Below are 24,616 nucleotides of genomic sequence, written 5' to 3' on the forward strand. Positions count from 1 at the left end.
CCCCTGCGCGCGCTTCCTGCTACTTTCAAGCCGGCGGCCAGCTAAAAGAACAACCAATGACGGCGGTGCTTCGTGCGGCCGGCATCGGCGCGGGGCACCAGCGTAACGCGCTCCACCGTGGAGCTGCTGGCTTTGATTTCGTCTTCTATGTAACCGCCGTAGGCTACCTGCAGGTTGCTGGCCGCCTGGGTGGCGGGCAGCTGAAAGGCATACGCCCCATTGGCATCGGTAGCTACCCCGCTGCCCGTCTGCTTATTCAGGACGGTGGCCCCAATCAGGGGGCGGCCGTTTTCGTCCAGTACGCGGCCGCGCACCGTTATCAGGGCCGTGGCGCTGGCCGCCGCTTCGCCCAGGCTCGGCGCCCCAGCCGCGCTGGCGGTAACGGATGTAGGCGTCGCCCCCGAGAAATGGGTGGCCGCCATCGAGGCCCCGGCCATGCATACGGCCACGGCTACCAGGGCCGCCGCCCGCTGGCGAAACCGCTGCGGCTGCACCCGAATCAGGTCCATCTGGCGCTGCATCCAGCCCACGGGCCGCACGGCCTCGCCTTGCTGGCGCAGGTAGTGAAAGCGGTACAGCGTATCGTCGGCCAGCGCCCGGTGGGCTTGTAGGTAAGCGTCGACGGCCTGGTTGTGCTGGCGCGACAAATCGCCCCGCAGGTAGGCATCGCGGTACACGGGCAGCAGCTCGCCCGTAGTTGGGTTAAAGGGGGAAGAGGTAAGCTTCATGCGGCAGGTTTTTAGTATGAGAGAAGAAGTAAACTATATAATTACCAGACTACTATGAAAATACGCCCTGGTGGCAACGCCTGCTCGTAGGCGTCTAAGGCAGACCCGCCTCAACGTGCGCTTTGCCAGCCCCTTCCTGCGCCCGACTTGGGAGAGCTGCGGCCCGGCACTTATTTCAGCAGGTCCATTTGCTGGCGTACCACGTCGCGGGCGATTGCCAGGTTAGTATCGCGGGAGTTCACGACCAGGTACACAAACTTTTTGCCGTTATCAATCAGGTTGATGAGGTGCAGCTGGTTAGTGAGCGTGATGAGAATATCGTCAATGATTTCGCCCTGTAACTTGAGGGCAGTCATGGCCTTCTGCTTCTGCTTGACCACCTCCGTATTGTAGGCTGCCGCCGTTTCGGGGTTGAAAGTGGGGGAATTGGAGTGCGAGGCCAACGCCATGCCCGACTGCACATCGACGACGGCAATGGCTACGAGCTGGGGCAGCTGGTCAATGATATTCTGAACGGCTTGGCCGGCCGCATTACTAGTAGAGTACGCCATAAGGGAGAAAAAAGGGGGAGGGTAAAAGAAAAAGAGAAACCTAAAGAAGCGCCTATTCGAAGTGCATCCGGAGCACACTGCGGGCCAGCGCCATGTTCGTGTCTTGGGTGTTCACGGCCAGGAACAGCAACCGTTGGTCATCCTGGCTAATGCACAGTAAATGGGATTGTTCGCGCATGGTGATGAGAATATCCTCAATGCGTTCGTCGGGCAGCGACAGCGCCCGCAAGGCCTGACGTTTTTGGCGCACTACTTCGGCATTGTAAGGCGCGGCCTTGGCTGGGAGCATGCCCGGCACGTTGCTGTGCGCGGCCAAGGCTTTGCCAGTTTCAATGTCAATCACGGCTACGGCCAGCAACTCCGGTAGTGTCTGGCACACGGCTTTTATAGTGGCCGCCGCCTCGTTTCGCTGGGCCTCCGTACCGACCGGGGTGGCCAGGGCCTGAAAACGACGGAGAAAGGAGAGGGCCATAGCGCGTAATGCCGGATGCTAGAACAGGTTAGGAGCGCTAGTACGCCTTAAAGGTATCGCGTGTTTAGGATTTAATGAGATTTCTTTAAGCAAAAGTTGACTTAATCCAGTGAACGAGTTCTTTAAATCGCCTAACTCCCCGCTTTACTAGCTGAAAGAATTCCCGCTACCGGGGTAGCCCTAGCAAGCTGGCCTTGGGTAAGAGGTTGGTCCCAAAGTCGCATTTGGCAGCGGCGGTGGTTGGGATATGGTGGACAGTTGAGGACAATACTTAGGTCAAGTTGCGGGCTATAGGCCGACTTGGTTTAAAGTGTGGGCAAAAATGAAGAGGGCGATTTTTAGCGCAAAGCCGGCGGCCGTGACGGCGTGAATCTGCTTGGGAAAGCGCGCGGTGAGTTGACTAAAGCAGGTTTCGATACCCTTAGCGGAAGTACTGGAGCAGAAAGGTTTGCGCCGGATGATACGGGCGCTTGCTGTTTTTGCGGCGCGCCGTCTGCTGCTGGCTGCCGCTGGCCGCGTTGAAGAGGTCTTCCGCTGCGTAGTCCGTATAGCCGGCATCCGTGTAGAGTACGCTGCCCTTAGGCAGGTCCAGCGGCAAGCCGCGTTGACCGGTTTGCTCCGACTCGGCGCCCGCATGAATATAGAACTCGACCGGAATACCGTCGCTGGTGGCCACCACCTGCACCTGGAGGCCATAGAACCAGCTGCTCTTACTGGCGCAGCAGCCGTGATAAGCCTTGCCCCTCAGCAGCTTACAGCGCGGGATGCGCGTGTTAGGACACACGGCCACTGGAAACGAGTCCAGTACGTAGCGGGCCTCGGTGTGCAGGTGTTTGAGCACGTTGCCCAACGTGGCGAACAGGGAGCGGAGCGTATCGGTGAGGGCGTGCAAGCGCCGGGTGAAGCCGCTCTTGTCCAGTGGATTCTGCCCCCAATGCTGCGCCATATAGTGCTTGGCGACTACCAGGTTGCCCCCAACAAAGCGGGCGGCCACCAGGGCCGTGGTTAGCATCTGGGCATCGGTCAAGCGCCAACCCGAAGCCGGGGTGGCGTGCCGGCGGGGCGCGTAAAGCGGATTAAATCATCAAGTACGCAGGACATGGCAACGGTCTGTTCGCGCATGGTCGGCAGGGATTTGGGGGGTCAGATACCCAAACCTAGCCTGTTTACGCCGAACAGACTTTTTTATGACCGCGCGCTACCCCGCAACTTGGGTTAGCTAGGTTAAGAAGGGGCACCTTTCGGATGTCCCCTCCCCTACCCTAGATAACCCTCCTGAAGGGCGCTTTTTAGTGGGTCAAGAAGTGGGTTTTGTTAGTGGAGTGGCGATAGCCTGCGTGAATAGGCCCGCCGACCCGGCACCGGCCCTACCTAAGACGGGCGAGCGACTCGCCGGGACAACCCTACTTTTGCCCGCCTATTTTCGCGCCGACCTCAAGCCCCGCGCTACCCGCCTTCTCCATGGAGAAACTTACCATTGCCCTCGACTGGACCCCTAATACTAATCACGCTGGCCTGTTCCTGGCCCAGCAGCAAGGCCTCTATGCCGCGGCGGGCCTTGATGTCGTCCTGCTCTCCCCAGAAAGTGAGGCCTACGCCACTACCCCCGCCCGCCGGTTGCTGGCCGGGGAAGCCGACCTAGCCGTGGCCAGCTCCGAGACGGTGCTCAGCTACCGCACGGCTACGACGCCTGTGGAGGTCACGGCGGTGGCGGCCCTGCTCCAAGACGATACCAGCGCCATTGCCGTGCTGGCGGCCAGTGGCATTGAGCGGCCCGCCCACCTTGACGGCCAGGTCTACGCCTCATATCAGGCCCGCTTCGAAGACCGCATCGTGCAGCAGTTGATTAGAAATGATGGGGGCCAAGGAACGCTGCGGCTGGCCTATCCGCCCAAACTCACCATCTGGGATAGCTTGCTCACGGGCCAGGTCGCCGCGACCTGGATTTTTCAAGGCTGGGAAGGGGCCCAGGCGCACCTGGCAGGCGTGGCCCTGCGCACGTTTGCGCTGGGCGATTACAGCATTCCTTATGGCTACACGCCCGTACTAGTCAGCACGAATGAGCTACTCGCCCGAAAAAAGGAGAGCCTGACTAAGTTTCTGCACGTCACCGGCAGAGGCTATCAGTTGGCGGCGGCAGACGTGGGGGCCGCCACGCAGCTGCTGGCCCAGACGGGATTAGCTGCCTTCGCCGATACGGCGTTCATTGGCGCGTCGCTTACGCTCCTTCAACCGCACTTCCTGACCGAATCCGGCGAGTGGGGCTGCATGCAACTGGGCAAGTGGCAAGCCTTCGTGCAATGGCTGGTGGCGCAAGGCCTGCTCGTTCCGACGACCTACACCGACCCCGAAAAGTTATTCGTGAACCTGTAAGGACCGCCGATTTCCCTCCAAAAAACGACCTTTTTTTAGAAGAGTCATACTAAAAACACACCTAGTAGCAGGTGCTTTAAAGCACCTGCTACTAGGTGTGTTTTTAGTATGACTTTTACACCTAAATTTGCACCCAAACTCACAACGCAACACCATGATTTTCACTGTAGGTGGCATTAAGGGAGGTACTGGCAAAACAACCATTTCGACAAATCTAGCCGTCTGGCTTTCAAAGCAGGGAGCAGATGTGCTTCTGGTTGATGCTGATGAACAAGAGTCCGCTTCCGACTTTACAGCCTGGCGTGACGAAACTCACAAGGGTGAGTTGGGCTACACATTGGTACAGTTGACCGGGGGGGCCGTGCGCCGTCAAATTGAGCAGCTTCGCCCTAAGTACGACCACATTGTAATTGATACCGGTGGACGGGATACGGCAAGTCAACGAGCAGCTCTATTTGTGTCTGATGTGTATTTACTGCCCTTTGCTCCCAGAAGCTATGAAATCTGGACTTTGTCTAAGGTCCTGGCTTTACTGAATGAGGTGCAACCAGGACGTCTCACGCCGCTGAAGATTTATTCTTTTCTGAATAAAGCAGATACTCGCGGCCAGGACAATGGTGAAGCTACAGAAGTCCTACGTGAGAATGCAGAATTGAATTACGTAGATTTTCCGGTAGTCAACCGCAAAGCATTTGCAACAGCTGCCAGTAAAGGGCTGTCAGTTTTTGAATCACTGCCTCATGATGAGAAGGCCATAGCAGAACTGGACGCGTTGTTCCAACACATTACTCATGCTAGCAAGTAAACAATATGGCTGTCTCACCCCCACCTCGTAAACCTGCGGCTAGCTCACTAGAGTCTGCTAATCGCACTAAGCTAGACGAAAAGAAAATCGACGCTATCATTAACCGAGGAAGCTCGTCAGTAGCATCGAGTCCTCCAGATGTGATTCAACTCAAAAATTTTAACATCAAAATCACGGCAAGCACTTTGGAAAGTATTGACGAGGTACGAGCTAAGCGGCCCCGAAAACCAACTAGCCCTAAGCTCGGCATATCTACTCAGGATTGGCTATTAGAAGCAATTTCGGAGAAATTAGAGCGAGAGCAAAAGAAGTATAAAATAGGTGCGATTTGACACCTAAAACTAGGTGTGATTCATAACCTGTTATTACAAGCAATGAGCACCCACTTTTGCACCTTTTTACAGGTGTAAAAGTGGGTGCTCATTGCTTGCTTGGTATTGCTCCTTATTTTCTCATAATCAAGTATCTGCCTGTAATGCTAGGCAGCTATTTGCTTCTCAAGTTGGTCGATTTTTGCTTGAACTTCAGCAGTCGCTACTGCTCTAGTGTCATCATTATAAATAACAGCAGTTTGAATAAAGCGAAGGCTATTACGGGCGTCTTCAAGCTCACTAAGAAGCTTTTTGCGCTGAGGATTTGCAGAAAGATTAGGTTTCTTTTTGCTAACGGGAGCAGTTAGCTTTTGCTGGTAGTCTGGTAGCAGGTAACCATCAGTCAGTGCTTTGAATACTGCGCCACCCTCCTTTTTAATCTTTCCTATCTGAACCTGACCTTTCACGGTATCTAAGACATAGCGCACATAGCCCAGGTCATAGTCACCAGCAGTCAGGCGAGCTTGAATGAGCGGCAGACTAGTAGCGGATACTCCGGATGCTAACACTGCTGCTTCCCATTCACTATGATTGCTACCTGGAGCCGCGACGGTCTGGTTCGCTGTAACTGGCTTGAATGAAAACTTTATCTCTGTTACTTCCCGCCCCTGCTTAATAGCTTCATAGGTGAAGGGCAGGTCGGTAGCCGCTAGTTCGGCCTGCGCTCTGTCGAGTATCCGCGCACGGAAGTTGTTAAACCGGTCGTACTCCTGGTCTAGCCCCAAAATAGCTTTTAACTCATCCAGCCGGATGGTTCGCTTTCCGAAAGCAGCATACTCGCGCAGCAACCAGTAGATGCGGTAGGAGTTGGCACTCTTTAGCTTCAGTAACTCGGTGAGTTGGGCCTTGGTGAAATTATCACGTAATTCTAGCAGATAGGGGAGCAGGAGGTCATTAAACTGGGCCTCAATCATGCCCTCCCCCTCTAGGTAAGTTGCGTAAGCAAGGAGGGGAATAACCGTAAAACTGGGCTTCTTCAGTGGGCGGCCATCAGAGCTAAGTTTTTCGATAGTAAGGGTACGGCTGGCAAAGTCTTTTAACATCCGCCGTACTTGGTCATACACGTTGTTGCTGCCCGTGTTAGGCACAATCTCACGCACCAGCAGTTGGCACTTGCTAAAGGCAGTATCGGTGCGTTGTAGCCGCGCTAGCAGCCCAAGAAACAGGCGGGCTTCATGCGTATTCAAGTCAAACTTGGCGTTGACCAGCGCATTGTGCTGCACAACCAGCGGATTGACAGCGGGTGTCGGGATAGTATCCAAAGTAAAGCTTGACTGCTGGTAGGAATGGTCAAAGATATTTACAAAAAACACATGCGACTACAAGATATTATTTTTGTAGTCGTGTCACCCCCTTTTTGTAGTCGCATTATCCCCACTTCACCCCCTTTTTGTAGTCGTGTCACCCCCTTTTTGTAGTCGTGTCACCCCCTTTTTGTAGTCGTGTCACCCCCTTTTTGTAGTCGTATGCCCTTGTAACAAATTGTAAGTCAAAGCGTTATGACCCCCGTAAACTAGTAAGTTTATAAAGAAAATAAACAGCTAGTTTATTTTAGTAGTCTTTAAATTTAAGAAACTGGGGAAAGGCACAACGCATTGAGTAGCTTATCACTGGGGGGGCGGGCCACCCCCTTTTTGTAGTCGCATTTTTAGAAAAAACAGCGTTTCAATGCATTGGAGACGGTTTTTCTAATGGATTGCTACTCAATGCGACTACAAAAAGGGGGTGATACGACTACAAAAAGGGGGCGAGTAGTACCTATTCTGGCTGTGACGATAGCTAACAAAGGGTAACTTATGCAGGTAAAAAGACAGGGTATGCTTTAGTATTAAGAACGATAAAAAAAGCAGTTTATACTAAAATATGCTCTATTATTTTATTGAGTAGCAATTGATTATGATGATTTATAGCCGCGCTAATTTTTGCTGCTAATTAGCTTTGCTAGCAGCCTTTTTCAATGAGTGAAGTACCTGCGCTGCCTTGGATTACCGTTGCGCCTTCAGCGCCTTACTTTCTAACAGAGAGTGGCCAACCGTGGACGCCTATTGGTCAAAACGATGCTATCACATGGCCTGACCTAGCGGGATTGTTCCAGCGCCGTGACCTGGCGGGAGTTGAGGGGCACTTGGCTTGGCTTGCCGCTCACGGCGTTACTTGCCTGCGTTTGATGCTGGAGTACTGCCAAACGGAGTATCGTTGCTTAGAGCGGCCCGTAGGCCGGTTTCAGCCCCATATGGTGCGTCTGTGGGACGACCTATTCGCACTTTGTGCAAAATATGGCCTGCGCGTGCTGCTCACACCCTTCGACACCTACTGGATGGGGCGGCGTTGGCGGCACCATCCTTACCAGCAGGCACAGGGGGGACCAGGTACCACGCGCGCACAGTGGTTACGCTGTCCGCAGATGCGGGCTGCGATTAAAAACCGCCTCTCCTTCGCCGCCGAACGCTGGGGTGGTACGGGCGTTCTCTTTGCCTGGGACCTGTGGAACGAGCTGCCGCCGGCCAAAGCAACCCATCACGCCACTGGCTTGGCCGAGTTTATTCAGGACGTGAGCCAGCATCTGCGCACGGTGGAAACCCGCTGCTTTGGGCGGGCGCACTTGCAAACCGTTTCCGTATTTGGACCCATCTTAAAAGCCCATCCAGAATTAGGCGACCTCGTGTTTCGCCATCCTGACCTGGACTTTGCTACCTCGCATTTTTACGATGCCACTACTATCAGCCGGCCTCAAAACGCACTAGACCCCGCATTGCAGACTGCTGAACTCGTGCGCCAGATACTCGTGCAACTGCCCGCTAACCGGCCATTCTTTGATAGCGAGCACGGGCCCCTTGACACGTTCAAAAGCGGTCGGCAGCTACCCGAGGCGTTTGACGATGAATACTTCCGTTGCATGCAGTGGGCTCACTTAGCCGCTGGTGGGGTAGGAGGGGGCTTGCGCTGGCCTTACCGCGACCCGCACGTGCTTACGCACGGTATGCGCGCGGCTCAACAGAGTCTGGCAGGCTTTGTGAAACTTCTGAGTTGGGCGCAGTTTCAGCGGCACAACCTGACGAAGCAGGTTCGCCTCTCCACTACGGCTGTCAGCTGCGTAGCCTGTGGGGATGCCCACCAGGCCATAGTCTGGCTTGTACGTCCCGATGCCCTGATTACACGCTCAGGTAACCAGCGGGCAATGGCAGCACTTACCGTGCAGTTTTGGCTGCCTGGCCTACAGCCAGGGCCCTACCACGTATGTATCTGGGATACTAAGACCGGCCGGATACGTGACCAATTAGTAGTGCAAGCGGATAAGCAGCAATTGACAGTACTTGTTCGATTGCTGGAAGTAGACGTAGCCCACTCTACCCTACTAAACTTTAGGGCCTAAAAACGGGGCAGTCCGACCTTTGGGGTTCCTACACCAAAAAGACCGTTCTGCCCCGTGAAGCAAGGCCTCATTGCCAAAATTACGACGCTTTTGCGTCGCGTCCCACTGGTACCGCATTTGTCGCGGCAAAAGTTTGTCAGCCAGTTTGTTATCGCCCTGCTCAAAAGCCGCAACGTGCAGTTCTGCGAGGTGGCTCAGCACCTGAATGACGCGGTGAAAGCGGCCTCGAATGAGACGCGCATCCAGGATTTCTTTCGGGAAGCGAACCTCAATTATCTGGTGCTGGCCCACTTGCTGCTGCGCCTGTTGCCCGCCACGGGTAAGCTGCGCTTGTGCCTGGACCGCACCGAATGGGACTTCGGCCGCTGCCAGGTCAACCTCCTGCTCGTAACCGTGGGCCGGGGCGACTTTCAAGTGCCGCTCTACTGGGAGCTACTCGACAATCGCAGTGGCAACTCCAGCGCGGCCGACCGCATCGACCTGCTCAAAACCTGTGTGCAGGTGCTGGGCCGTGACCGCATCGGGCTGGTGGTAGGCGACCGCGAATTTGTGGGCCACGTCTGGCTCCACTGGCTGCGGGAAAATAAGTTGCCTTTTCTCCTGCGCCTGCCCAAGCACCACCAGCTCACCTTCCCCAGTGGTCGGCGCCAGGCCGTAACGGCCCTCGGGTTGGCCGTGGGGCAGCAGCGCCACTTTCTGCACTGTCAGGTGGCCGGGGTGTGGGGACAGGTGTGGGTCAAGCGGCTGGCCGATACGGAGTTTCTGTTTCTCTTCGCCGCGCCCGGCCTGCGTAATCTGGCCGCCCTTTATGCCAGCCGCTGGACGATTGAGCAGTGCTTTCAGAATCTAAAAGGGCGCGGCTTCAACCTGGAAGCCACCCACTTACGCTGCCACCAGAAGCTGCGCAAGCTCGTGGCCCTGGTCAGCTTGGCTTACGCGCTGTGCCTAAGCGTGGGCACGATAGCCCACGAAAAAAGTAAGCCTATCCCCCGCAAAAAACATGGCTACCGGGCCACGAGCCTGAGCCGCCACGGGCTCAATATCTTACGCCAGCTCACGCGGCCCCACGCCCGGCCACAAGAGCCGGTAGCCCGTAAAATTATGGCCCTGCTAGACTGGTTTATTCGGCAACTTACTTATTATCAACTCCCTAAAATAGTAGGGTAGAGTGGACGTAGCCTTAGCTGTAACACCGGCCTCTTGAGCTTTCTCAGGCCCTAAGTATTAATAAAAGAGGATATTCGTTGACATAACTTCCGTTCTCGGCCGCGCGCTGGAAGGTTTTGGCTTTTATTTGGGGTGTAGCCGGCACAGTTCTCCACCATCACAGCCACTTACTTCTCCGCCCTTTTTATGCGTCCTACCTCCGTTATCCTGCAGGACATCAAGAAATTTCAACCCACTGCGGATGGTAACTGGTTCACATTGCATGAGTTAGTACAAGAGTTGTGGACCGAAGACGAAGGCCCGGCCGAAGCCTTAGTGCCCCTTTTTCGCTTGCTAGAGCGCTTCCCCGAGGATGAGAGTGCCGGCGTCTTGTGGGGCGTGCTCCATGGCATAGAATCCTACCCCAACTATGAGACGGAACTAGTTCAGTCCTTGCAACGCCACCCCACCGATCTCACCGTGACCATGGTCCACAGAATGGCCAACTCCGGCTACACTCTGGTGGCAGGGCACGCCATGAAGAGCCTGTATCAGGCAGTGCTCGCGCATCCGAGAGCTTCTGAGGAAGCCAAAGAGCGGGCGCAAGATTACCTCGCTGATAAATAGGTAAGAGGTGCTGGGAGCGCGGAAAGAAGTCTTCTCCTGGGCTTGTCACCTTTCATAAACAAACCTCGGCAAAGGTGACAAATGAGGCTTGCGGTAAATAAGTCCTTTATTCGCCGCATATTTTGCGGAGATTAAAGTGCACATTTACCAGCAGCCCACTTGGCCGGCGTTCATGTGGTAGCACGAGCGTTTAGAACCGCTGTTGGGTGTGGTGCGCCAGCAACGAGGGCGCGTGCTGGGCCACATAAAGGCGCTGGACTTTTCGCTACAGGCCGAGGCCCTGCTGCAAACCCTCGCCCGCGAAGCCCTCAAATCCAGCGAAGTCGAGGGGGAGTTCTTGCCCAGCGAGCAAGTCCGCTCCGCGCGCGCCGCCTGGGCCTCGAAGTGGCAGCCCCGTGCCGGCCGAGCGCCGCGTGGAGGGTGTGGTAGACATGCTGCTGGAAGATACCCAGGGCTTTGCCCAGCCCCTTACCGCGCAGCGGTTGGGCAGTTGGCAGGCCGCGCTGTTTCTGACCGGCCGTAGCAGCCTGCTGCGCATCCGGGTCGGCGCTTGGCGCACGGGTGCCAAAGGACCGCTGCAGGTGGTGTCGGGTACGCCGGAGCGGTAGCAAGTACACTTTACGGCCCCCGCCGCGGAACACGTGGCCGCCAAAATGACGCGGTTTTTCCCCCGGTTCAATACGGACGCACTACTCGATGCGGTGCTCAAGGCCGGCGTTATGTACCTCTTGTTTGTCACCATTCACCTTTTCGAGGATGGTAACGGCCGCGTGGCCCATACCTTGATGGAGCTACAGCTGGCCTGCGCCGATACCTTGGCCCAACGCTTTTACAGTCTTTTGGCCCAAATGCAGCTGGGGCACAACGCCTACTATGCCCAGTTGGAGGCCGCTTAAAAGGGGGGACCTCGATATCACTGCCTGGATGGTGTGGTTTCTGTGCATACGGACCCAGGTAGCCGCCTGCCAACCTGTTTCTCCCCAAAAGCCGGCACTAGCCAGGAGGCCCGCGCCCGCGGCCTCCTCACACGGGCGCTGGACCAGAACAGCATTACGGCCAAACCATCCTACCCGGCGTTTGCGCCCGATGAGGCAGCGACGGGCACGAAAGTGGCGGCGGCGGCCCAGGCGGCCAGGGCACGCAAGTTATTATTAATCAACTTCATCCGTTCTTCACTTGGCCTGGCAAACTACGCGGCCAGGCGGCCAGTCGCTTTCAGAGTTTTTGCGTTCAATAGGCTACTACAGGCTTGACTCAGGAAATTATGCAGATAAGGTATACCTCATGGAGTCGCGCCAGCTGCTGGGTCGCCGTAGGGTTAGGGTTGCTGGCCACCACGCTGGGCGCGGCGGCGCAAACCACCCCCGCCACGCGGCCCGGCACCCAGGGCGGCCCGCCGGGCGGCATTGGGGGGCCACCCGTGGGCCAGCAGCAGCAGCAGGAGTTGCAGCAACGCCAGCAGCAAATTCAGCAGAGCATGCCGCCGCCGCAACGGCCGGCCGGGCCGCCCAGCCCGGTACCGGGCGGGCAGGCGGGCACCGGGGGCAGCCCGGGGGGGAGCGCGCCAGCGCTAGGCGGCACCGGCACGGTGGGCGAACCCAGTGGCACCACTACCCCGCCGGTGCAGTTTGGCGGCGCACCGCGCGCGGGCGGCATGCTGGGCGCGGGCCAGGCCACTGGTGCGGCCCGCACGCTGGCCGTGGCCCCGGCCACCTTGAGCCTACCCGGAGCGATTACGATTGGCATTCAGAACAACCTGACGACCCTGCTGGCCGACGAGCGCGCCGTGGAGGCGCGGGCCCTGCGCCAGCAAATTCGTTCGTTTTTGCTGCCCAACCTGTTTGGCACGGCGTACCAGCAAAACCGCACCCTTAACCTGGTGGCGCAGGGCCTGGTGCCCAGCGGCGGCCAAGATATGGGCGGTGGCATGCCCCCCGGTGGGGGCGGGGCGGCCCCCACCATTCCCTCCTTCGTGGGGCCGTTTTATTCGTTTGATGCCCGGCTCAACTTCTCGCAGGCGCTGCTCAACCTGTCGGCGCTGCGCCAGTACAAGAGTACCCAGGCCGCCGTGCAGGTGGCCGACCTCACCGCCGGGCTGGCCCGCGAGCAGGTAGCCACGTTCGTGGCCCTGGCCTACCTCACGGCCCAGCGCGGCAGCCTCGACGTGCGGGCCGCCCGCGCCGACTTCGGGCTGGCCGAAGCCCTGCTGCAACTGGCCCGCCGGCAGCGCGAAGTGGGCGTGGCCAACGGCATTGACGTGGTGCGGGCCGAATCCAGGGTGGCGCAGCAGCGCCTGCGGGTGGTGCAGGCCGAGGCCAGCGCCGTGCAGGACCGCCTCGACCTGGAGCGCGCCGTGGGCCTGCCCCAGGGCAGCGCCACGGTGCTCACCGATACGCTGGCCACCCGCCCGGAAGCCGTGCCGACCGTAGCTGCCGCCCTGCCCGCCGCCCAGGCCGCCCGCCTCGATGCCCGCGTGGCGGAGCAAACCATCGAGCAGCGCATCCTGGACCGCCGCAGCCGGGGCGCGGCGCGCGTGCCCATCGTCTCGGCTGCCGCCGACTATGGGCAGTCGGCCGTGACGCCGTTTAATAAGGACCGCGCCACCCGCACGTTTGGCGTGACGATGAGCGTGCCGATTTTCGACGGCGGCTACATTGGCGGGCGGGTGAAGGCCGCCCTCAGCGAGCAGCGCCAGGCCGAGTTGCAGCTCGGCAACACCCGCGGCCAGGTGGAGCAAGACGTGCGCCAGGCTCTGGTAGCCTGGAACTTAGCCGTGGCCCAGGTGCAGTCAGCCGACGAGCAGCTCGGCCTCGCCGACCGCGAGCTGGCCCTGGCCACCCAGCGCTTCCGGGCCGGCGTGGCCGATAACCTCGAAGTGTTGCAAGCCCAGGCCGGCCTGGCCAATGCCCGCGCCCTGCGCGTGCAGGCCCTGGCCCAGTACGGCGCGGCCCGCCTCAATTTTGCCGCCGCCACCGGCACGGCCCAGTCTTTTCGCTTGTAAATTTTCACCACTGCTACGCAGCAATCAACTTCTAATGGCCGATAACCCCACATCTCCCGCCGCCAGCCCGGCGCGGCGGCAGGTCGCCGCCCCCTCCGATGCGCCCGACCAGCGCCCCGGCCGGCGCACCGTGCCCCAGGCCAAGGACGACCCGGCCGTGGCCAACAAAAAGCCTATTTACCGGCGCACCTGGTTTTTGATTGGGGCGCTGCTGCTGCTGGTAGGCTTAATCATCTGGGGCGTTCGCTATTACCGCTACGCCAGCGACCACGAAACCACCGACGATGCCTTTGTGGAGGGACACGCCGTGCGGGTGAGCCCGCGCACGGCCGGCCAGGTAAGCAAAGTGTATGTGCAAGATAATCAACAGGTAAAAGCCGGCCAGTTGCTGCTGGAGCTAGACCCGCGCGACTACCAGGCCCAGCTAACCCAGGCCGAAGCGGCCGTGACGAGCGCCCGCGCCCAGCGCAGCACCGCCCAGCAGGCCATCCGCTCGCGGGCCAGCGTCATCACCCAGCAGCGCGCCCAGGCCGCCGCCGCCGAGGCCACTCAGGGCCAGGCCGCTGCCGAGGAGCGGGCCGCCCAGGCCCAAGCCGCCAACGCGGCCCGCGACGAGCAGCGCTACGCCGAGCTCTATAAAACCGACGCCGTATCGCGCCAGCGCTACGACCAGGCCCTCACCACCGCCCGCGCCGCCGCCGCCCAGGCCGACGCGGCCCACCGCCGCACCCAAACCACGGAGGCCCAGGCCATTCAGGCGGAGGCCGTGGTGAACCAGGCCCGCAACGACTACCAGCAGGCGACGGAACAAATCAGCGTCAACGATGCGCAGATTAAGCAGGCTCAGGCCCAGGCCGACGCCGCCCAACTGCAACTTTCCTACACCAAGCTCTACGCCTCCGAGGCCGGCCGCATCACGGGCAAGGCCGTGGACGAGGGCCAGACCGTGTCGGTGGGCCAGCAACTGCTGCTCATCACCTACGGCCAGCTGTGGGTAACGGCCAATTTTAAAGAAACGCAGCTGACGCACATGCGCGTGGGCCAGCCGGTGCAGCTGGTGGTGGATACCTATCCGGGCGAGCAGTTTGCGGGGCGGGTCGAGAGCTTCCAGCGCGGCACCGGGTCGCGCTTCAGCCTGCTGCCGGCCGAAAACGCCACCGGCAACTACGTAAAAGTGGTGCAGCGCCTGCCGGTCAAAATCGTGTTCGACGGCCAACCCGACCTGCACCTGCTGGCCCCCGGCATGTCAGTAACGCCGGAGGTGGCCATCACCGTGACCCCCACCCAGCAGGACGTGGATGCCGCCCACCGCGAAGCCCTGCCCCGCGTCACCGAATCGCCCGCCCGCCGCAAGGTAAGCCCGGATAATAAGTAGATTACTATCAAGATTTTAGCTAAAAGCTTTTAGACTGATAGCTTTTTGAGAGCACCAGCAATTCTCCTCCAACCAACGTCAAAAGCTACCAGCTAAGAAAAATGGACCTATCCGCTTCCGGCAACTGGCAGGCCGACCTCAACGACCTGTTTGCCACGCTCGACCGCGAGAACCGCGCCTTTACTGATAACCTGAGCCGGCAGGCCACCTTCCACCACGACGTGGCCCTGCCCGCCCTGGAAGCCGCCGCCGAGGCCCTGCGGGCCCACGCCCGCACCTGCGAAACCGGCCTCGACCCGGAGCGCGTCTTCCTCATCATCCGGCAGCTGTCGGGCAAGGTCGAGTTTCAGTACGCCTTGGTGGCCGAGGTGCGCATTGAGGCCGTGACACCCTACGTCCACTGCTGGTTTGAGGAAAACAAGCTGGCCGAGGCCATAACCCAGGAGCAGGGCCAGCCCGAAAAAAAGCCCGCCGACCCAGCCCCGAAGCCCGCCGGGAAAGGGACCGACCAGCCCGACGAGGAAGGGGCCGGCGACGACGAAGGCGGTGAGGACCAGGGCGGCGACGATGCCAAACAGCAGGACGCGGAGCCAACCCGCACCAAAACCCTGGAAGTTCTCAGCACCTGGCAAGCCGACCGCCGCATTGAGGACGTAACGCGTGAGGAAATCCTGCGCGACTTCGTGCACCACTACCAGGAAGCCATCGGCCTGGCCCGCACCCAACTGCACAAGACTGCTTAACCGGGGGTTAAGTACCTGGTAAGGGTGGGCTGGCTGGTAGCGTACAGATTATCAATTTATTAGCACTGTTTTAGCATTTCTTCTCAACTATGCCGCAAGCCCTATCCCCGTCGGCGGCCGGAGCCGGCAACCTGAAGTGGGCCATTGCCCTCACGGTGGCGCTGGGCACGTTCATGGACGTGCTGGACAATTCCAGCGTGTCGGTGGCGCTGCAATATATCGGCGGCAACCTGGGCGCATCGCAGGACGATTCAACCTGGGTTATCACTATCCTGCTGGTAGCCAAGGCCGTAACGCTGCCCACGGCCGGCTACCTGGCCACGGTGGTGGGCCGCTCCCGGCTGTTCACCATCGCCCTGATAGCCTACGGGGTGTCGTCGCTGCTGTGCGGGCTCTCGTCCTCGCTGGGTATGTTGCTCGCCATGAGGGCTTTGCAGGGGGTTTGTGGGGGCATTATTCCGCCCATCGGGCAGGCCATTCTCAAAGATGCCTTCCCGGCCCAGCAGCGCGGGCAGGCGTTTGCGCTCTACGGCGTGGCCACGGTAGTAGCCCCCACGGTGGGGCCGCTGCTTTGTGGCTGGCTGGTAGATAATTACAGCTGGCACTGGGTCTTCTTTGTGAACGTGCCGGTGGCCCTGCTCACGGCCTTTCTGGTGCAGGCCCTGGTGAAAGACCCGCCGGAGTTAATCAAGGAAAAAGCCGCCGCCTGGGCCAAGGGCCTCAGCATCGACTACATTGGGCTGGGCCTGCTGGGCGTGGGCCTCAGCGCCCTGCAATACGTGCTGAGCCGCGGCGAGCGCTTCGACTGGTTCAGCTCCAGCACCATTCTCTACCTGGCCATTCTCGCCGCCGTGCTGCTGGTGGCCGGCGTGGTGTGGGAGCTGCGCACCAAGAACCCGCTCATCGACCTGAGTCTATTTCGCAACCGGACGTTTTCCGCCTCCATCGCGGTCATGTTTGTGGTGGGGGCCCTGCTCTACGGCACCACTACGCAGCTACCGCAGTTTTTGCAAACGTTTCTCGGCTACCGGGCCGTAGATAGTGGGCTAGCCATCACGCCGGGCGGCGTAGCGCTCATTTTCCTGATGCCCATCGTGGGCTGGCTCACGGGTAAGGTGCAGGCCCGCTGGCTAATCATGTTCGGGCTGCTGGTCAGCGCGGGGTCTTGCTACTACTACGCCCACATCCTCTCCATCAACATTGATTTTACGACCGTGGCGAAGTCGCGGGTGTACCAGAGCATCGGCCTGGGCTTCCTGTTTGTGCCCATCAACGTGGCCGCCTACGTGGGGCTGGCCAAGTCTAAAACCAACCAGGCGGCCACCTTCATCAACCTCTTTCAAACCCTGGGCGGCAGCTTTGGCATCGCGGCCATTGAGACGGTTATCGCCCGGCGCGCGCAGTTCCACCAGAGCCGCCTCGTTGACCATCTCACCTTCACCAACCCCACCTACGCCAACGGCCTGCGCCAGATTGCCGGCGGCGTGTTCGGCCACGTCAACAGCAGCTCAGTAGATGCCACCCAGCAGGCCCAGGGGGCCATTTACCGCAGCGTTGTTCAGCAAGCCACCACCATCGCCTACGACGATGTCTTTTACCTGCTTACCATTGTGTGCCTCCTGGCCATCGGCCTGGTCTTTCTGATGAAAGCCAACAAGCCCGGCGAGGGCGAAGGCGGCGGCGCGGCAGCCTAAGCACGTTGGCGGTTAGCTGGTCCGGCTAAGGGAAGGGTTGACAAGAAAAAGGCAAGGGCCCCGTTCGGATTTTCCGGCGGGGCCTTTCGCCTGCTGATGAACTTGGTTAGGAGCCAAGTTCATCAGCAACAAGTTTTTTGCTCTTATGTTGCAGGGGTGAACGGCCTGTTGGACTAATAGCCGGGCCTGAGCCGGTTGGTAGGCCTCTAGGCACTACTGGCTGCCCCGGTCAGCGGGTGGCCTACGCCCGATTTTTTGGCCTGCCGCTTAAACTCCTCCACCAGCTGAATTGTATGCACCGTGGTGCGCCCCAACCGGGCCAGCCGATTCACCACCACGTCGCCCTCGCGCACGGCCGCCAGCAGCTCATCGAGCGCCAGGCTGCGCGTGCGGGTGCCCGATACTTTCTCCTGGAAGATGCGGGTGCAGCCGGCCCGCGTTAGGTCTTCAATTTGCGTAGCGAGGTTTTGGTCAGTGGCGGAAACGCGAGCGTAGCCGAAAGTATGTTGCATGGCTCTGAAAGTATGGGTCACAAACATACAAGCCAAAAACTTTCAGAACCCACTTCTTGACCCGCTAAGATGGGCCTTTTTGCTTCGGAAGGGGGTAGGAGAGGGGTGGGTTCAGGAAGGTGCACCTTTCTGATACCCCCCTCGGCCAGGCAGTGACATACCGAGTGGTAGGGATTTATTACAACGGAGCGGAAAAAGGTGGAAAATTACGCTACCTCATGCAGAAAGACATTTTACAAGCAACTCCTAGCATGCTCCCGGTTAGTGCTGATAGGTAGAAGTGATAGTGAAGGTGGGTGGAGCAGGGCCTTCTTTACCTAGCGCATTGCCGAGCACGGTGTAAGTATCCCGCGACCGCTGCGCGCTCAGCCGCCGAAACTGCCGGCGGTAGATGTATACCGTCCGCTGGATGGCATGGCCCGCAGGCCAAGAAGTATAGTGGGTTTCCGTAAAGTCGGTCAGGGCCGCCGTCGCGTACGTCCGTACCCAGTGGCTGCTGCCCGGACTCCCCTCAAAGAAGCGGGTGGCGGTTACCTCCCGCTTGGTCAGGTCGGCCTCCCACACGCAGGTAACCTGGGCATTGTGGTGCCACTGCCGGTTAGTCTGCGTGGCGCGCTCGCTCAGTACCACCGCCCCCGAGTCGCCCGTTTGCGCGCGCGTCAGCGTGTAGCAGGCCAGCGTATCGCCCCCGAACGCGGGCAGCTGGTTGATTATGTAAACGGTTTGCCTCATGCTTGCCGTAACGGGCCGCAGCGCCAACACCGCTACCGGACTAAACTCTTGAGCTATTGACACACAACCGCTATCACCTAGCAGGGGGGATGGAGAATCCACTAGCAGGGGGGATGAAGAATTGTGAAACAACGCCTGCCGCAATAATCCTTTCCGGTACGGTATGCCGGTCGACAGCTCCTGTCGGGACTTACTAAGTTGCACCGTGTCTTTGCCCCATACTTGCAGCCAGTAATTTTCTTTGGTTACTGCCTGGCCGTTCGCCACCAAAGATTCGAGCAGGTAACGCCGCTTGCCTAATTGGAGATAGCGTTTCGCCCTCCCTACGCTGGCAGGTAGTACCGCCTCCTGGTAGCGGAAGGTAGTTTCCAGGCGCTGGTTAAATACCTGGTTTACATCGTCTAGTATTCCCTGTGCACTCGTCGTAGCAGGCCAGAGAAGCACTAGCAGTAGCCCCAACCCCAGCCAGCCCCACTGGCCAATGGCAGAAGCGTTGAGTAACCGTAGCTGTTGGTAGCCAAGACGCCAGTACCGCATAAACTTTCTAAAAGAAGCCTCCTAAATCGAAAGTAGCTAGCAGGAAGGCTTGTGATGGCCGCTAAGACGTGGCATCAACTATTGTTATAGACTCTTAGCTTTATAACGTTTACCAACATTCCTACAAGGAACGACTATAGTCAAACTTATAACATTTCTTAAAGGCTCCTTCAACAAATAACTCTACCAGCCTGAGACATTAGTTAAAGGCTCGTCTATAAAATGTCTTTTTACTCCCTGTCACTCTTTTTGGGCCTTCGTTTAAGAAATGTGACAAGCCCAGAAACCATTGTTTTTGTGGACGTATCCTTTTCCCTCAGATATTCATTTTCGTCCTGTTGCTGTGGCATTTTTTCGTTAAACAGCGTTGAGCGGAACCCACGCAATAGTTATGGTATGCCTATGCTTGCTGGCAGGCGCATACCACACCCACAGTGCTAGTTGCAAGCGGTGAGCGGAAACCGAAACCACTTCGAAGTAAAAAGGTGTGTGGTGGGACTGCTGAACCGCGTCGGCGTGGGTATTCGGCCGCAAGAGGGTTTGGGTGCTGGTTTCATCCAACCAAAAGGGGGGAGGCGATAACTCGGGTGTTGTGCGCAAGCCCGTTAACTCCATGGGCCCAACATCATCCATACTCCAGTAACCAAAAGAGTCCGGCCCCGGCTGTGCGGAATCGAAACCCCATTTTCGGGCAAGTGAAGACAGCGATACCGGCATGGTAAGAATCGGCTTAAGTTGCACTCATTCAGGATTACGCTAGCACTTTGCGTGCAAATCCTTTTTCTGTGTGAAATAACGCTCCTTTCCCTGAACGGCAGGAATCAGCCCGACACCTGGTGGCCAGCTGGCCCCACTAGGGCAGGGCGAGTCTAAGAAACCCGTTTACGATTCAAGGTTTACGAAACGCGCTGCGGGGACGAGTTTCGTAAACTCGAAGCCAGGTGCTTTCCCGAGCTTGGACAAACAGGATTTTAGGGGCAGTAGAGAAGTGCTATTTTTCCCCTTCGCTTCCTTAGAAAAGTCGAATAACATAACAAGTGTTATAAACCCACTCTTGGAATCAGTGTGGGTTTGGGCTACCGGCGCGGCTTACTGCCGGCGTGGTACTTTGCCGGGGACTAGGCACCAGTTTGGGAGTTTACGAAACTCATCCCCTTCGTTCATTTCGTAAACGTTGAATCGTAGACGAGTTTCTTAAACTCACCCTGCCCCATTGGGGCCAGCTGGCCCCCAGGTGCCAAGCAGCTGCTAGGTGTTCACTGAAAGGAGCGTTATTTTCGGAACACAGGCACGTTGGTGGTGATAACCATGCCGTCGCCGTATACCCTGGGGTAAATAATTTGGTATCGCACCCCTAGCAGTCCTTTGGCCCGTCGCCAGTGTTGTCGCTCCAACGGCTCGCGTACTACCCGCACTTCCTCGTCCATTTTCCACCCGTCCTCGTCGGTACGTGCCGGTTTTTTCAGGTGGGTGCGGTCGACATAGCCAAACGTGACAGTAGCCCCGTAGGCAAAGTAGCGGGCCGGTACCGGGTCGAACCACTGCACATGCCCATTAACACCTACGCCTAACGCCAGCGAATCCCCGGCCCCTGGGGGCAGCAAGAACCCTTGGCCTGCGACGGCACGCACCGCAACCGGGCGCCCCCGGTGCGTAACGAACAGAGCTACGGGTATGGACTCGAGCCCGCGTTGCCAATTGTGGGAGTACGATACTCGAATGACCGGGGGTTCTTGCTCAAATGCCCGCTGCAAGCTGTCGCGCACCTGGGCACGCCGCGTTGCCAGGGGCATTTGGCCCCAAGCAGGTACGGTTATCAGGCCGACCATCAGAATAAATAGAAAGCGTGGCATCACCGGAAAGATAGGCCATCCTTTACCTCAGGGAGTCAGGTTTAGAGAAACGGTGGTGGCTGTTGCAGAACTCCGCTAAAGCGGCCCGAGCGGGTACCAAGAGGCTCGAAATGCTTGGAAATTGACGCTTTTGGGCAGCGGCGAACGCTGCAAATAACTTTTTGAGGACCAGCGGCGAGTTCTGCAACAGCCACGGTGGTTTAGATAAGTCGCTAACCCCTTTTACATTCTGTGAACGGTCCTTCCTAGAACGTAAAAAGTAGCGCTAGTCGGTGAGTTGGTGGCTCCGAAAGGCACACTTTTCGGAACCGGTCAGCTTCAGGTTGGTGGGGCTGTTAGCAACTTGATTAGAGGCGGGCGTTAATAGTTTGGCGTCACGTGTGATCACCCGTGATTACATTTGGCCCTGCTTTCTGCTTTCACCTGCATGGCTCACCGCAAGCAAGTCCCTCACCCACGCACCTGCGCCCAGTGCCCCACGGTTTTTCTGACCGCCCGTAAAGGCCACCTCCACTGTAGCAGTGCCTGCAGTACCCGGGCCTGGCGCGCGCGTAAGCCCGCCCACGCGACGAGTACCAGTCTGGCCGTGCTGCCGTCCGGCTCGCCGCTTGCCCATAGCCCCCGCCGTGAACGTGGCCCTGAGCCCGCAAAGTGTGGGGACGGTGGCCGTCGGGACCGTCGTGGGCAATGCCCTCACCGCCTTGTTGGCGCACCTCTTCACGGGGCCCGCCAAACCGGCCCCGCCCCGCCACCAGCCCTTTCCTACCTGGCCGCCCGCCGACCTGTTGGCCGCTGCGGGCACGCCGGGCTGGGTAGAGGATCCGGCCTGGCGGGGCCGCCGCTGGCTCGTGCCCACGACCCATCACGGGCATACGCTCCACCTGTATGCGGAAGACGGGATGCCCTATGTGCTCTGGCAGCTCTCGTCGGGCGAGTGGCGCCTACTTACCTCGCCGGCTGACTTAGCCCAGCTGGCCCAGCAGCGGCCCGTGTCCTCAGCCATGCGCACCATAATGCGCCACCAGGGCCTCGCGGTGGAGCCCGTATTGGTGGGCCAGCCCCTCTTCGAAGTCGTCCCGTGTCCGACCACCCTGGGGTAACTCGGCTGGTAGCTTACCCAGCAGGAGCGACGATGCGCAAAGAGCAGCCCCCCGCCGGTTTACTAGCCCGCTGTAGCTGCTGACCGCTTCCCGCAACCTCCTGGATGGCGTTCGGCAGTATCCCCCACACCATTCGCATCCCCCGTGCTGCCGGGTAGCTACTAGGGGCCTACTGTGCACTGGTAATCAAGGGGATACGCGCCAATCGTGGCTGCCTACTAGCGTAGGCACGAAGTAGCCCCCAAGTAGGCCTACTGTACTACTCCCCAAAAACTGGACAGTTTAGCGGGGCTTGTTAAGTAATATGGTTATACTTTGGTAAAAGAAGGTTGAGCGAAGACCTGGGCTGGGGTTTGGCCATTCAGACTTTGGTGGGGACGGCGGTGATTGTAGTAGGCAAAGTACGCCTGCAATTGGTGATGGAGGTGGTGGCCGTCATCGGCGGGGTTAAGGTAAATGTGCTCCCATTTGAGCGTACGCCAGAGGCGCTCGATGAAGGCGTTGTCGGTGGCGCGGCCCCGCCCATCGCGGCTGATGCGGCAGCCGGCAGCCAGCAAGGCCTGCTCGTAAGCCAGGCTCGTAAACTGGCTGCCCTGGTCGGAGTTGAAAATATGCGGGGCCGGGGCCACGCGCAAGGCGGCGGCCAGGGCTTGCAGGCAAAAGCCCACGTCGAGCGAGTTAGGGAGCTGCCAGCTCAGCACGTAGCGCGAGTGCCAATCGAGTACGGCGGCCAGGTAGAGAAAGCCTTTGGCCATGGGCACGCAGGTGATATCCGTGCTCCAGACCTCGTTGGGGGCCGTGGCCGGGCGGTCCCGCAACAGGTAGGGATAGGGCGTAACGCCCTGACCAGTAATACATAAGCGCGGCTTGGGGTAGACCGGCTCGTGGCCCATCAGGCGCACCAGGCGGCGCACGCGCTTTTCATTGACGACGTGTCCGACCAGGCGCAAATGGTCGCGTAAGCCGAGCACGCCCTTAAAATTATGCTGCGTAAACTCCTCGTCCAGCAGGCGCATCAACTCCAGGTTGTAGGCACTCTCCCCGCCGGGCTGGTAGTAGAAACTGCTGCGCGAGAGACCCAGGGCCTGGCAGCGGGCCTGCACCGAACTGGCCGGATCAGCTTGCGTGACCAGGGCGCGTTGCTGGGCTACTGACATGGACCCAACGTTTTTTTTAGCAGCGCGTTTTCCATTTGCAGCCGGCCAATAGCGGCATACAAAGGCTCTACGTCGGGCAATAGGGCCGGGGCCGCCGGCGCATCGGCAAAGACTTGCGCGGCCTGCTGGCGCAAGTGAAGCTTCCAGCGCGTGATTTGGGTGGTAGCCAGTTGGTAGTGGGCGGCCAACTCGGCCAGCGGCTGGCGCTCGGTGAGGGCGGCCAGGGCCACTTCGGCTTTGAACTCGGCCGTGTAGCGACGGCGGGTGCGTTTGGGAGTCATAATCGGGCTAAGCTAGCCCGCTTTTTCTGTCCAGTTTTTGGGGAGTACTACAATCCCAATACGCTAGGTATTGGCGCAAAGCTTTACTCTCCATAATTAACAACTTGCTTTGTACTTCTTAGAAGCTGTTTAAGTTAGCATTTCACAACAATTCTTCTAATGTTACATAGCAAAATAAAGGATTTTTCGTTAGCCACTTTTCGCTCGTAACACCTGGCTAATCTTCGGTTGTTGGTTAGCCAGGCGTGTAGACTCCCCCTGTAAGTGAGCCAGTCAAAAGTAGAGGTCAGGCAGCTTGACGAAACTCGATGGGGGTTAAGAAGTTAAGGGCCTCATGGGGCCGCAGGTGATTATAATCATACTGCCAGCTCTGGCACTGTTCGCGCACCTGCCGCAGGCTGGTGAAGAGGTAGGCGTTGAGCAGCTCGCGGCGAAACGAGCCGTTAAAGCGTTCAATATAGGCGTTTTGGGTTGGACTGGCAGGCGGAATCCAGTGCAGCTCGATGTGCTGGTCCTGGCACCAGGTCTGCAAGACCTGGCTGATGAGTTCGGGCCCATTGTCTACTCGAATCCGGGCGGGTGGGCCGTGGCGACCAACCAGCGTCGTGAGCAGGGCCACTACGGGGTTGCGTTAGTAACTGGACAAAGAATTACGCTAAGCAGGTAATGACTTGACTGACAGTATCTTTTGAATAAGACTCAGTTACCTACCTCTGCTGTTTGCCTTTGTAAAAAGAGCTGCCCGCCTTTCAAATTGCCTCGCGTTGCGCACTAGGCAGGGAGCACGAAAAGGAGGGATTTCGGGTACCAACTACTGCTTGCCTTTTTGGGACTGTCAGCCCGCTAAAACCTGGTACCCGAAACCCATAGTGGCAATCAAAGTACCCATTAAACCCTTTTTTTAGCTTTCCGGTACACTGAGCGACTCGTTCGTCACCGCTAAAGCGACCGGCCACGACTGGCTGACTGCCTCGTTCCAACCGAGCTGCTCGCCCGTGAAGTAGAAGGCTGGTTTTCCCAGTTTCGCGCCTTACCGTAATCCTTTGTCCAGTTACTAACTGTATGGTCCCGGAGGATGGGGGAGGGATTTTGCGTCGTAGCTTTCAGGCCAACTTATGGGAAAACTACCACACGGCTGCGCCACAACAACGCCGGCAACTCGGCGCCTTATCCAGCAAAGTGCAG

At 58.6% G+C, this 24,616-nt stretch carries 21 protein-coding genes and 3 pseudogenes; 13 read left to right on the forward strand and 11 right to left on the reverse strand.

Annotated elements, in window-relative coordinates:
• Positions 1-41 precede the first annotated feature (41 nt).
• The 4 genes and pseudogenes from QMK33_RS22405 to QMK33_RS22420 form a co-directional block, all read right to left on the reverse strand.
• Positions 42-728, reverse strand: a complete 687-nt coding sequence (locus tag QMK33_RS22405; RefSeq protein ID WP_283566859.1) for a carboxypeptidase-like regulatory domain-containing protein — start codon at positions 726-728, stop codon at positions 42-44.
• A 170-nt stretch (positions 729-898) separates the two neighbouring features.
• On the reverse strand, positions 899-1,279 hold the full coding sequence (locus QMK33_RS22410; RefSeq protein WP_283566860.1) for a hypothetical protein: 381 nt from the start codon (positions 1,277-1,279) through the stop codon (positions 899-901).
• A gap of 52 nt (positions 1,280-1,331) precedes the next feature.
• A complete protein-coding gene (locus tag QMK33_RS22415) occupies positions 1,332-1,751 on the reverse strand; it encodes a hypothetical protein (protein WP_283566861.1) in 420 nt (139 codons plus the stop codon).
• A 288-nt stretch (positions 1,752-2,039) separates the two neighbouring features.
• A pseudogene (locus tag QMK33_RS22420) lies at positions 2,040-2,873 on the reverse strand (IS982 family transposase).
• 339 nt (positions 2,874-3,212) lie between these two features.
• Here QMK33_RS22420 and QMK33_RS22425 point away from each other — a divergent pair.
• Together QMK33_RS22425 and QMK33_RS22430 are read left to right on the forward strand one after the other, a co-directional pair.
• Entirely contained in the window at positions 3,213-4,124 is a 912-nt protein-coding gene (locus QMK33_RS22425; protein ID WP_283566863.1) for an ABC transporter substrate-binding protein, read from the forward strand.
• A gap of 154 nt (positions 4,125-4,278) precedes the next feature.
• Positions 4,279-4,929 (forward strand): AAA family ATPase, encoded by a 651-nt coding sequence (locus QMK33_RS22430; protein WP_283566864.1) that lies wholly within the window; start codon positions 4,279-4,281, stop codon positions 4,927-4,929.
• A 478-nt stretch (positions 4,930-5,407) separates the two neighbouring features.
• Here the strand turns inward: QMK33_RS22430 and QMK33_RS22435 are convergent, their stop codons facing one another.
• The gene (locus tag QMK33_RS22435; protein WP_283566865.1) at positions 5,408-6,613 is read right to left on the reverse strand and encodes a replication initiation protein; all 1,206 of its coding nucleotides are present in this window, start codon (positions 6,611-6,613) and stop codon (positions 5,408-5,410) included.
• Positions 6,614-7,467: 854 nt separating this feature from the next.
• On the opposite strand from QMK33_RS22435, the gene QMK33_RS22440 reads away from it, so the two are divergent.
• From QMK33_RS22440 to QMK33_RS22480, 10 genes and pseudogenes are all read left to right on the forward strand, one after another.
• A complete protein-coding gene (locus QMK33_RS22440) occupies positions 7,468-8,673 on the forward strand; it encodes a glycoside hydrolase 5 family protein (protein ID WP_283566880.1) in 1,206 nt (401 codons plus the stop codon).
• A 90-nt stretch (positions 8,674-8,763) separates the two neighbouring features.
• Positions 8,764-9,840, forward strand: coding sequence for an IS4 family transposase (locus QMK33_RS22445; protein ID WP_283566866.1), 1,077 nt, complete (start codon positions 8,764-8,766; stop codon positions 9,838-9,840).
• A 186-nt stretch (positions 9,841-10,026) separates the two neighbouring features.
• Positions 10,027-10,446, forward strand: coding sequence for a Con-6 family protein (locus tag QMK33_RS22450; protein WP_283566867.1), 420 nt, complete (start codon positions 10,027-10,029; stop codon positions 10,444-10,446).
• A 196-nt stretch (positions 10,447-10,642) separates the two neighbouring features.
• Positions 10,643-10,798 (forward strand): annotated as a pseudogene (locus tag QMK33_RS23710) (DUF4172 domain-containing protein); the annotation flags it as partial.
• 43 nt (positions 10,799-10,841) lie between these two features.
• Complete coding sequence (locus tag QMK33_RS22455; protein WP_283566868.1) at positions 10,842-11,054, forward strand: hypothetical protein; 213 nt, start codon at positions 10,842-10,844, stop codon at positions 11,052-11,054.
• Positions 11,055-11,069: 15 nt separating this feature from the next.
• Positions 11,070-11,342 (forward strand): annotated as a pseudogene (locus QMK33_RS22460) (Fic family protein); the annotation flags it as partial.
• A gap of 368 nt (positions 11,343-11,710) precedes the next feature.
• The gene (locus QMK33_RS22465; RefSeq protein ID WP_283566869.1) at positions 11,711-13,447 is read left to right on the forward strand and encodes a TolC family protein; all 1,737 of its coding nucleotides are present in this window, start codon (positions 11,711-11,713) and stop codon (positions 13,445-13,447) included.
• A 34-nt stretch (positions 13,448-13,481) separates the two neighbouring features.
• Complete coding sequence (locus QMK33_RS22470; protein ID WP_283566870.1) at positions 13,482-14,822, forward strand: HlyD family secretion protein; 1,341 nt, start codon at positions 13,482-13,484, stop codon at positions 14,820-14,822.
• Positions 14,823-14,923: 101 nt separating this feature from the next.
• Complete coding sequence (locus QMK33_RS22475) at positions 14,924-15,565, forward strand: hypothetical protein (protein WP_283566871.1); 642 nt, start codon at positions 14,924-14,926, stop codon at positions 15,563-15,565.
• A gap of 89 nt (positions 15,566-15,654) precedes the next feature.
• Positions 15,655-17,259, forward strand: a complete 1,605-nt coding sequence (locus QMK33_RS22480; RefSeq protein ID WP_283566872.1) for a DHA2 family efflux MFS transporter permease subunit — start codon at positions 15,655-15,657, stop codon at positions 17,257-17,259.
• 206 nt (positions 17,260-17,465) lie between these two features.
• On the opposite strand, the gene QMK33_RS22485 is transcribed toward QMK33_RS22480, so the two are convergent.
• From QMK33_RS22485 to QMK33_RS22495, 3 genes are all read right to left on the reverse strand, one after another.
• Positions 17,466-17,771, reverse strand: coding sequence for a recombinase family protein (locus QMK33_RS22485; protein WP_283566873.1), 306 nt, complete (start codon positions 17,769-17,771; stop codon positions 17,466-17,468).
• Positions 17,772-18,032: 261 nt separating this feature from the next.
• Positions 18,033-18,503, reverse strand: coding sequence for a hypothetical protein (locus tag QMK33_RS22490; RefSeq protein WP_283566874.1), 471 nt, complete (start codon positions 18,501-18,503; stop codon positions 18,033-18,035).
• A gap of 1,808 nt (positions 18,504-20,311) precedes the next feature.
• Positions 20,312-20,587 carry a hypothetical protein gene (locus QMK33_RS22495; protein ID WP_283566875.1) on the reverse strand — a complete coding sequence of 92 codons (276 nt, stop codon included), beginning with the start codon at positions 20,585-20,587 and terminating at the stop codon, positions 20,312-20,314.
• Between the two features lie 914 nt (positions 20,588-21,501).
• Here QMK33_RS22495 and QMK33_RS22500 point away from each other — a divergent pair.
• The gene (locus QMK33_RS22500; RefSeq protein WP_283566876.1) at positions 21,502-21,993 is read left to right on the forward strand and encodes a hypothetical protein; all 492 of its coding nucleotides are present in this window, start codon (positions 21,502-21,504) and stop codon (positions 21,991-21,993) included.
• A gap of 308 nt (positions 21,994-22,301) precedes the next feature.
• Here the strand turns inward: QMK33_RS22500 and QMK33_RS22505 are convergent, their stop codons facing one another.
• The 3 genes from QMK33_RS22505 to QMK33_RS22515 all read right to left on the reverse strand — a co-directional run bounded on the left by QMK33_RS22505 (position 22,302) and on the right by QMK33_RS22515 (position 24,050).
• On the reverse strand, positions 22,302-23,150 hold the full coding sequence (locus tag QMK33_RS22505; RefSeq protein ID WP_283566877.1) for an IS3 family transposase: 849 nt from the start codon (positions 23,148-23,150) through the stop codon (positions 22,302-22,304).
• Positions 23,141-23,431 carry a transposase gene (locus QMK33_RS22510; RefSeq protein WP_283566878.1) on the reverse strand — a complete coding sequence of 97 codons (291 nt, stop codon included), beginning with the start codon at positions 23,429-23,431 and terminating at the stop codon, positions 23,141-23,143. The genes QMK33_RS22505 and QMK33_RS22510 overlap by 10 nt, the downstream gene beginning before the upstream one ends.
• 286 nt (positions 23,432-23,717) lie before the next feature.
• The gene (locus QMK33_RS22515; RefSeq protein WP_283566879.1) at positions 23,718-24,050 is read right to left on the reverse strand and encodes an integrase core domain-containing protein; all 333 of its coding nucleotides are present in this window, start codon (positions 24,048-24,050) and stop codon (positions 23,718-23,720) included.
• Positions 24,051-24,616 lie beyond the last annotated feature (566 nt).

The organism is Hymenobacter sp. H14-R3 (genome assembly GCF_030063445.1).
Lineage (GTDB): Bacteria > Bacteroidota > Bacteroidia > Cytophagales > Hymenobacteraceae > Hymenobacter.

Excerpts from the sequence above, each read along its gene's own strand:
- QMK33_RS22415 (WP_283566861.1), bottom strand. The coding sequence starts at position 1,751 with ATGGCCCTCTCCTTTCTCCGTCGTTTTCAGGCCCTGGCCACCCCGGTC.
- QMK33_RS22485 (WP_283566873.1), bottom strand. The coding sequence starts at position 17,771 with ATGCAACATACTTTCGGCTACGCTCGCGTTTCCGCCACTGACCAAAAC.
- QMK33_RS22490 (WP_283566874.1), bottom strand. The coding sequence starts at position 18,503 with ATGAGGCAAACCGTTTACATAATCAACCAGCTGCCCGCGTTCGGGGGC.
- QMK33_RS22430 (WP_283566864.1), top strand. The coding sequence starts at position 4,279 with ATGATTTTCACTGTAGGTGGCATTAAGGGAGGTACTGGCAAAACAACC.
- QMK33_RS22480 (WP_283566872.1), top strand. The coding sequence starts at position 15,655 with ATGCCGCAAGCCCTATCCCCGTCGGCGGCCGGAGCCGGCAACCTGAAG.
- QMK33_RS22465 (WP_283566869.1), top strand. The coding sequence starts at position 11,711 with ATGCAGATAAGGTATACCTCATGGAGTCGCGCCAGCTGCTGGGTCGCC.
- QMK33_RS22475 (WP_283566871.1), top strand. The coding sequence starts at position 14,924 with ATGGACCTATCCGCTTCCGGCAACTGGCAGGCCGACCTCAACGACCTG.
- QMK33_RS22410 (WP_283566860.1), bottom strand. The coding sequence starts at position 1,279 with ATGGCGTACTCTACTAGTAATGCGGCCGGCCAAGCCGTTCAGAATATC.
- QMK33_RS22470 (WP_283566870.1), top strand. The coding sequence starts at position 13,482 with ATGGCCGATAACCCCACATCTCCCGCCGCCAGCCCGGCGCGGCGGCAG.
- QMK33_RS22440 (WP_283566880.1), top strand. The coding sequence starts at position 7,468 with ATGCTGGAGTACTGCCAAACGGAGTATCGTTGCTTAGAGCGGCCCGTA.
- QMK33_RS22405 (WP_283566859.1), bottom strand. The coding sequence starts at position 728 with ATGAAGCTTACCTCTTCCCCCTTTAACCCAACTACGGGCGAGCTGCTG.
- QMK33_RS22425 (WP_283566863.1), top strand. The coding sequence starts at position 3,213 with ATGGAGAAACTTACCATTGCCCTCGACTGGACCCCTAATACTAATCAC.
- QMK33_RS22505 (WP_283566877.1), bottom strand. The coding sequence starts at position 23,150 with ATGTCAGTAGCCCAGCAACGCGCCCTGGTCACGCAAGCTGATCCGGCC.
- QMK33_RS22510 (WP_283566878.1), bottom strand. The coding sequence starts at position 23,431 with ATGACTCCCAAACGCACCCGCCGTCGCTACACGGCCGAGTTCAAAGCC.
- QMK33_RS22450 (WP_283566867.1), top strand. The coding sequence starts at position 10,027 with ATGCGTCCTACCTCCGTTATCCTGCAGGACATCAAGAAATTTCAACCC.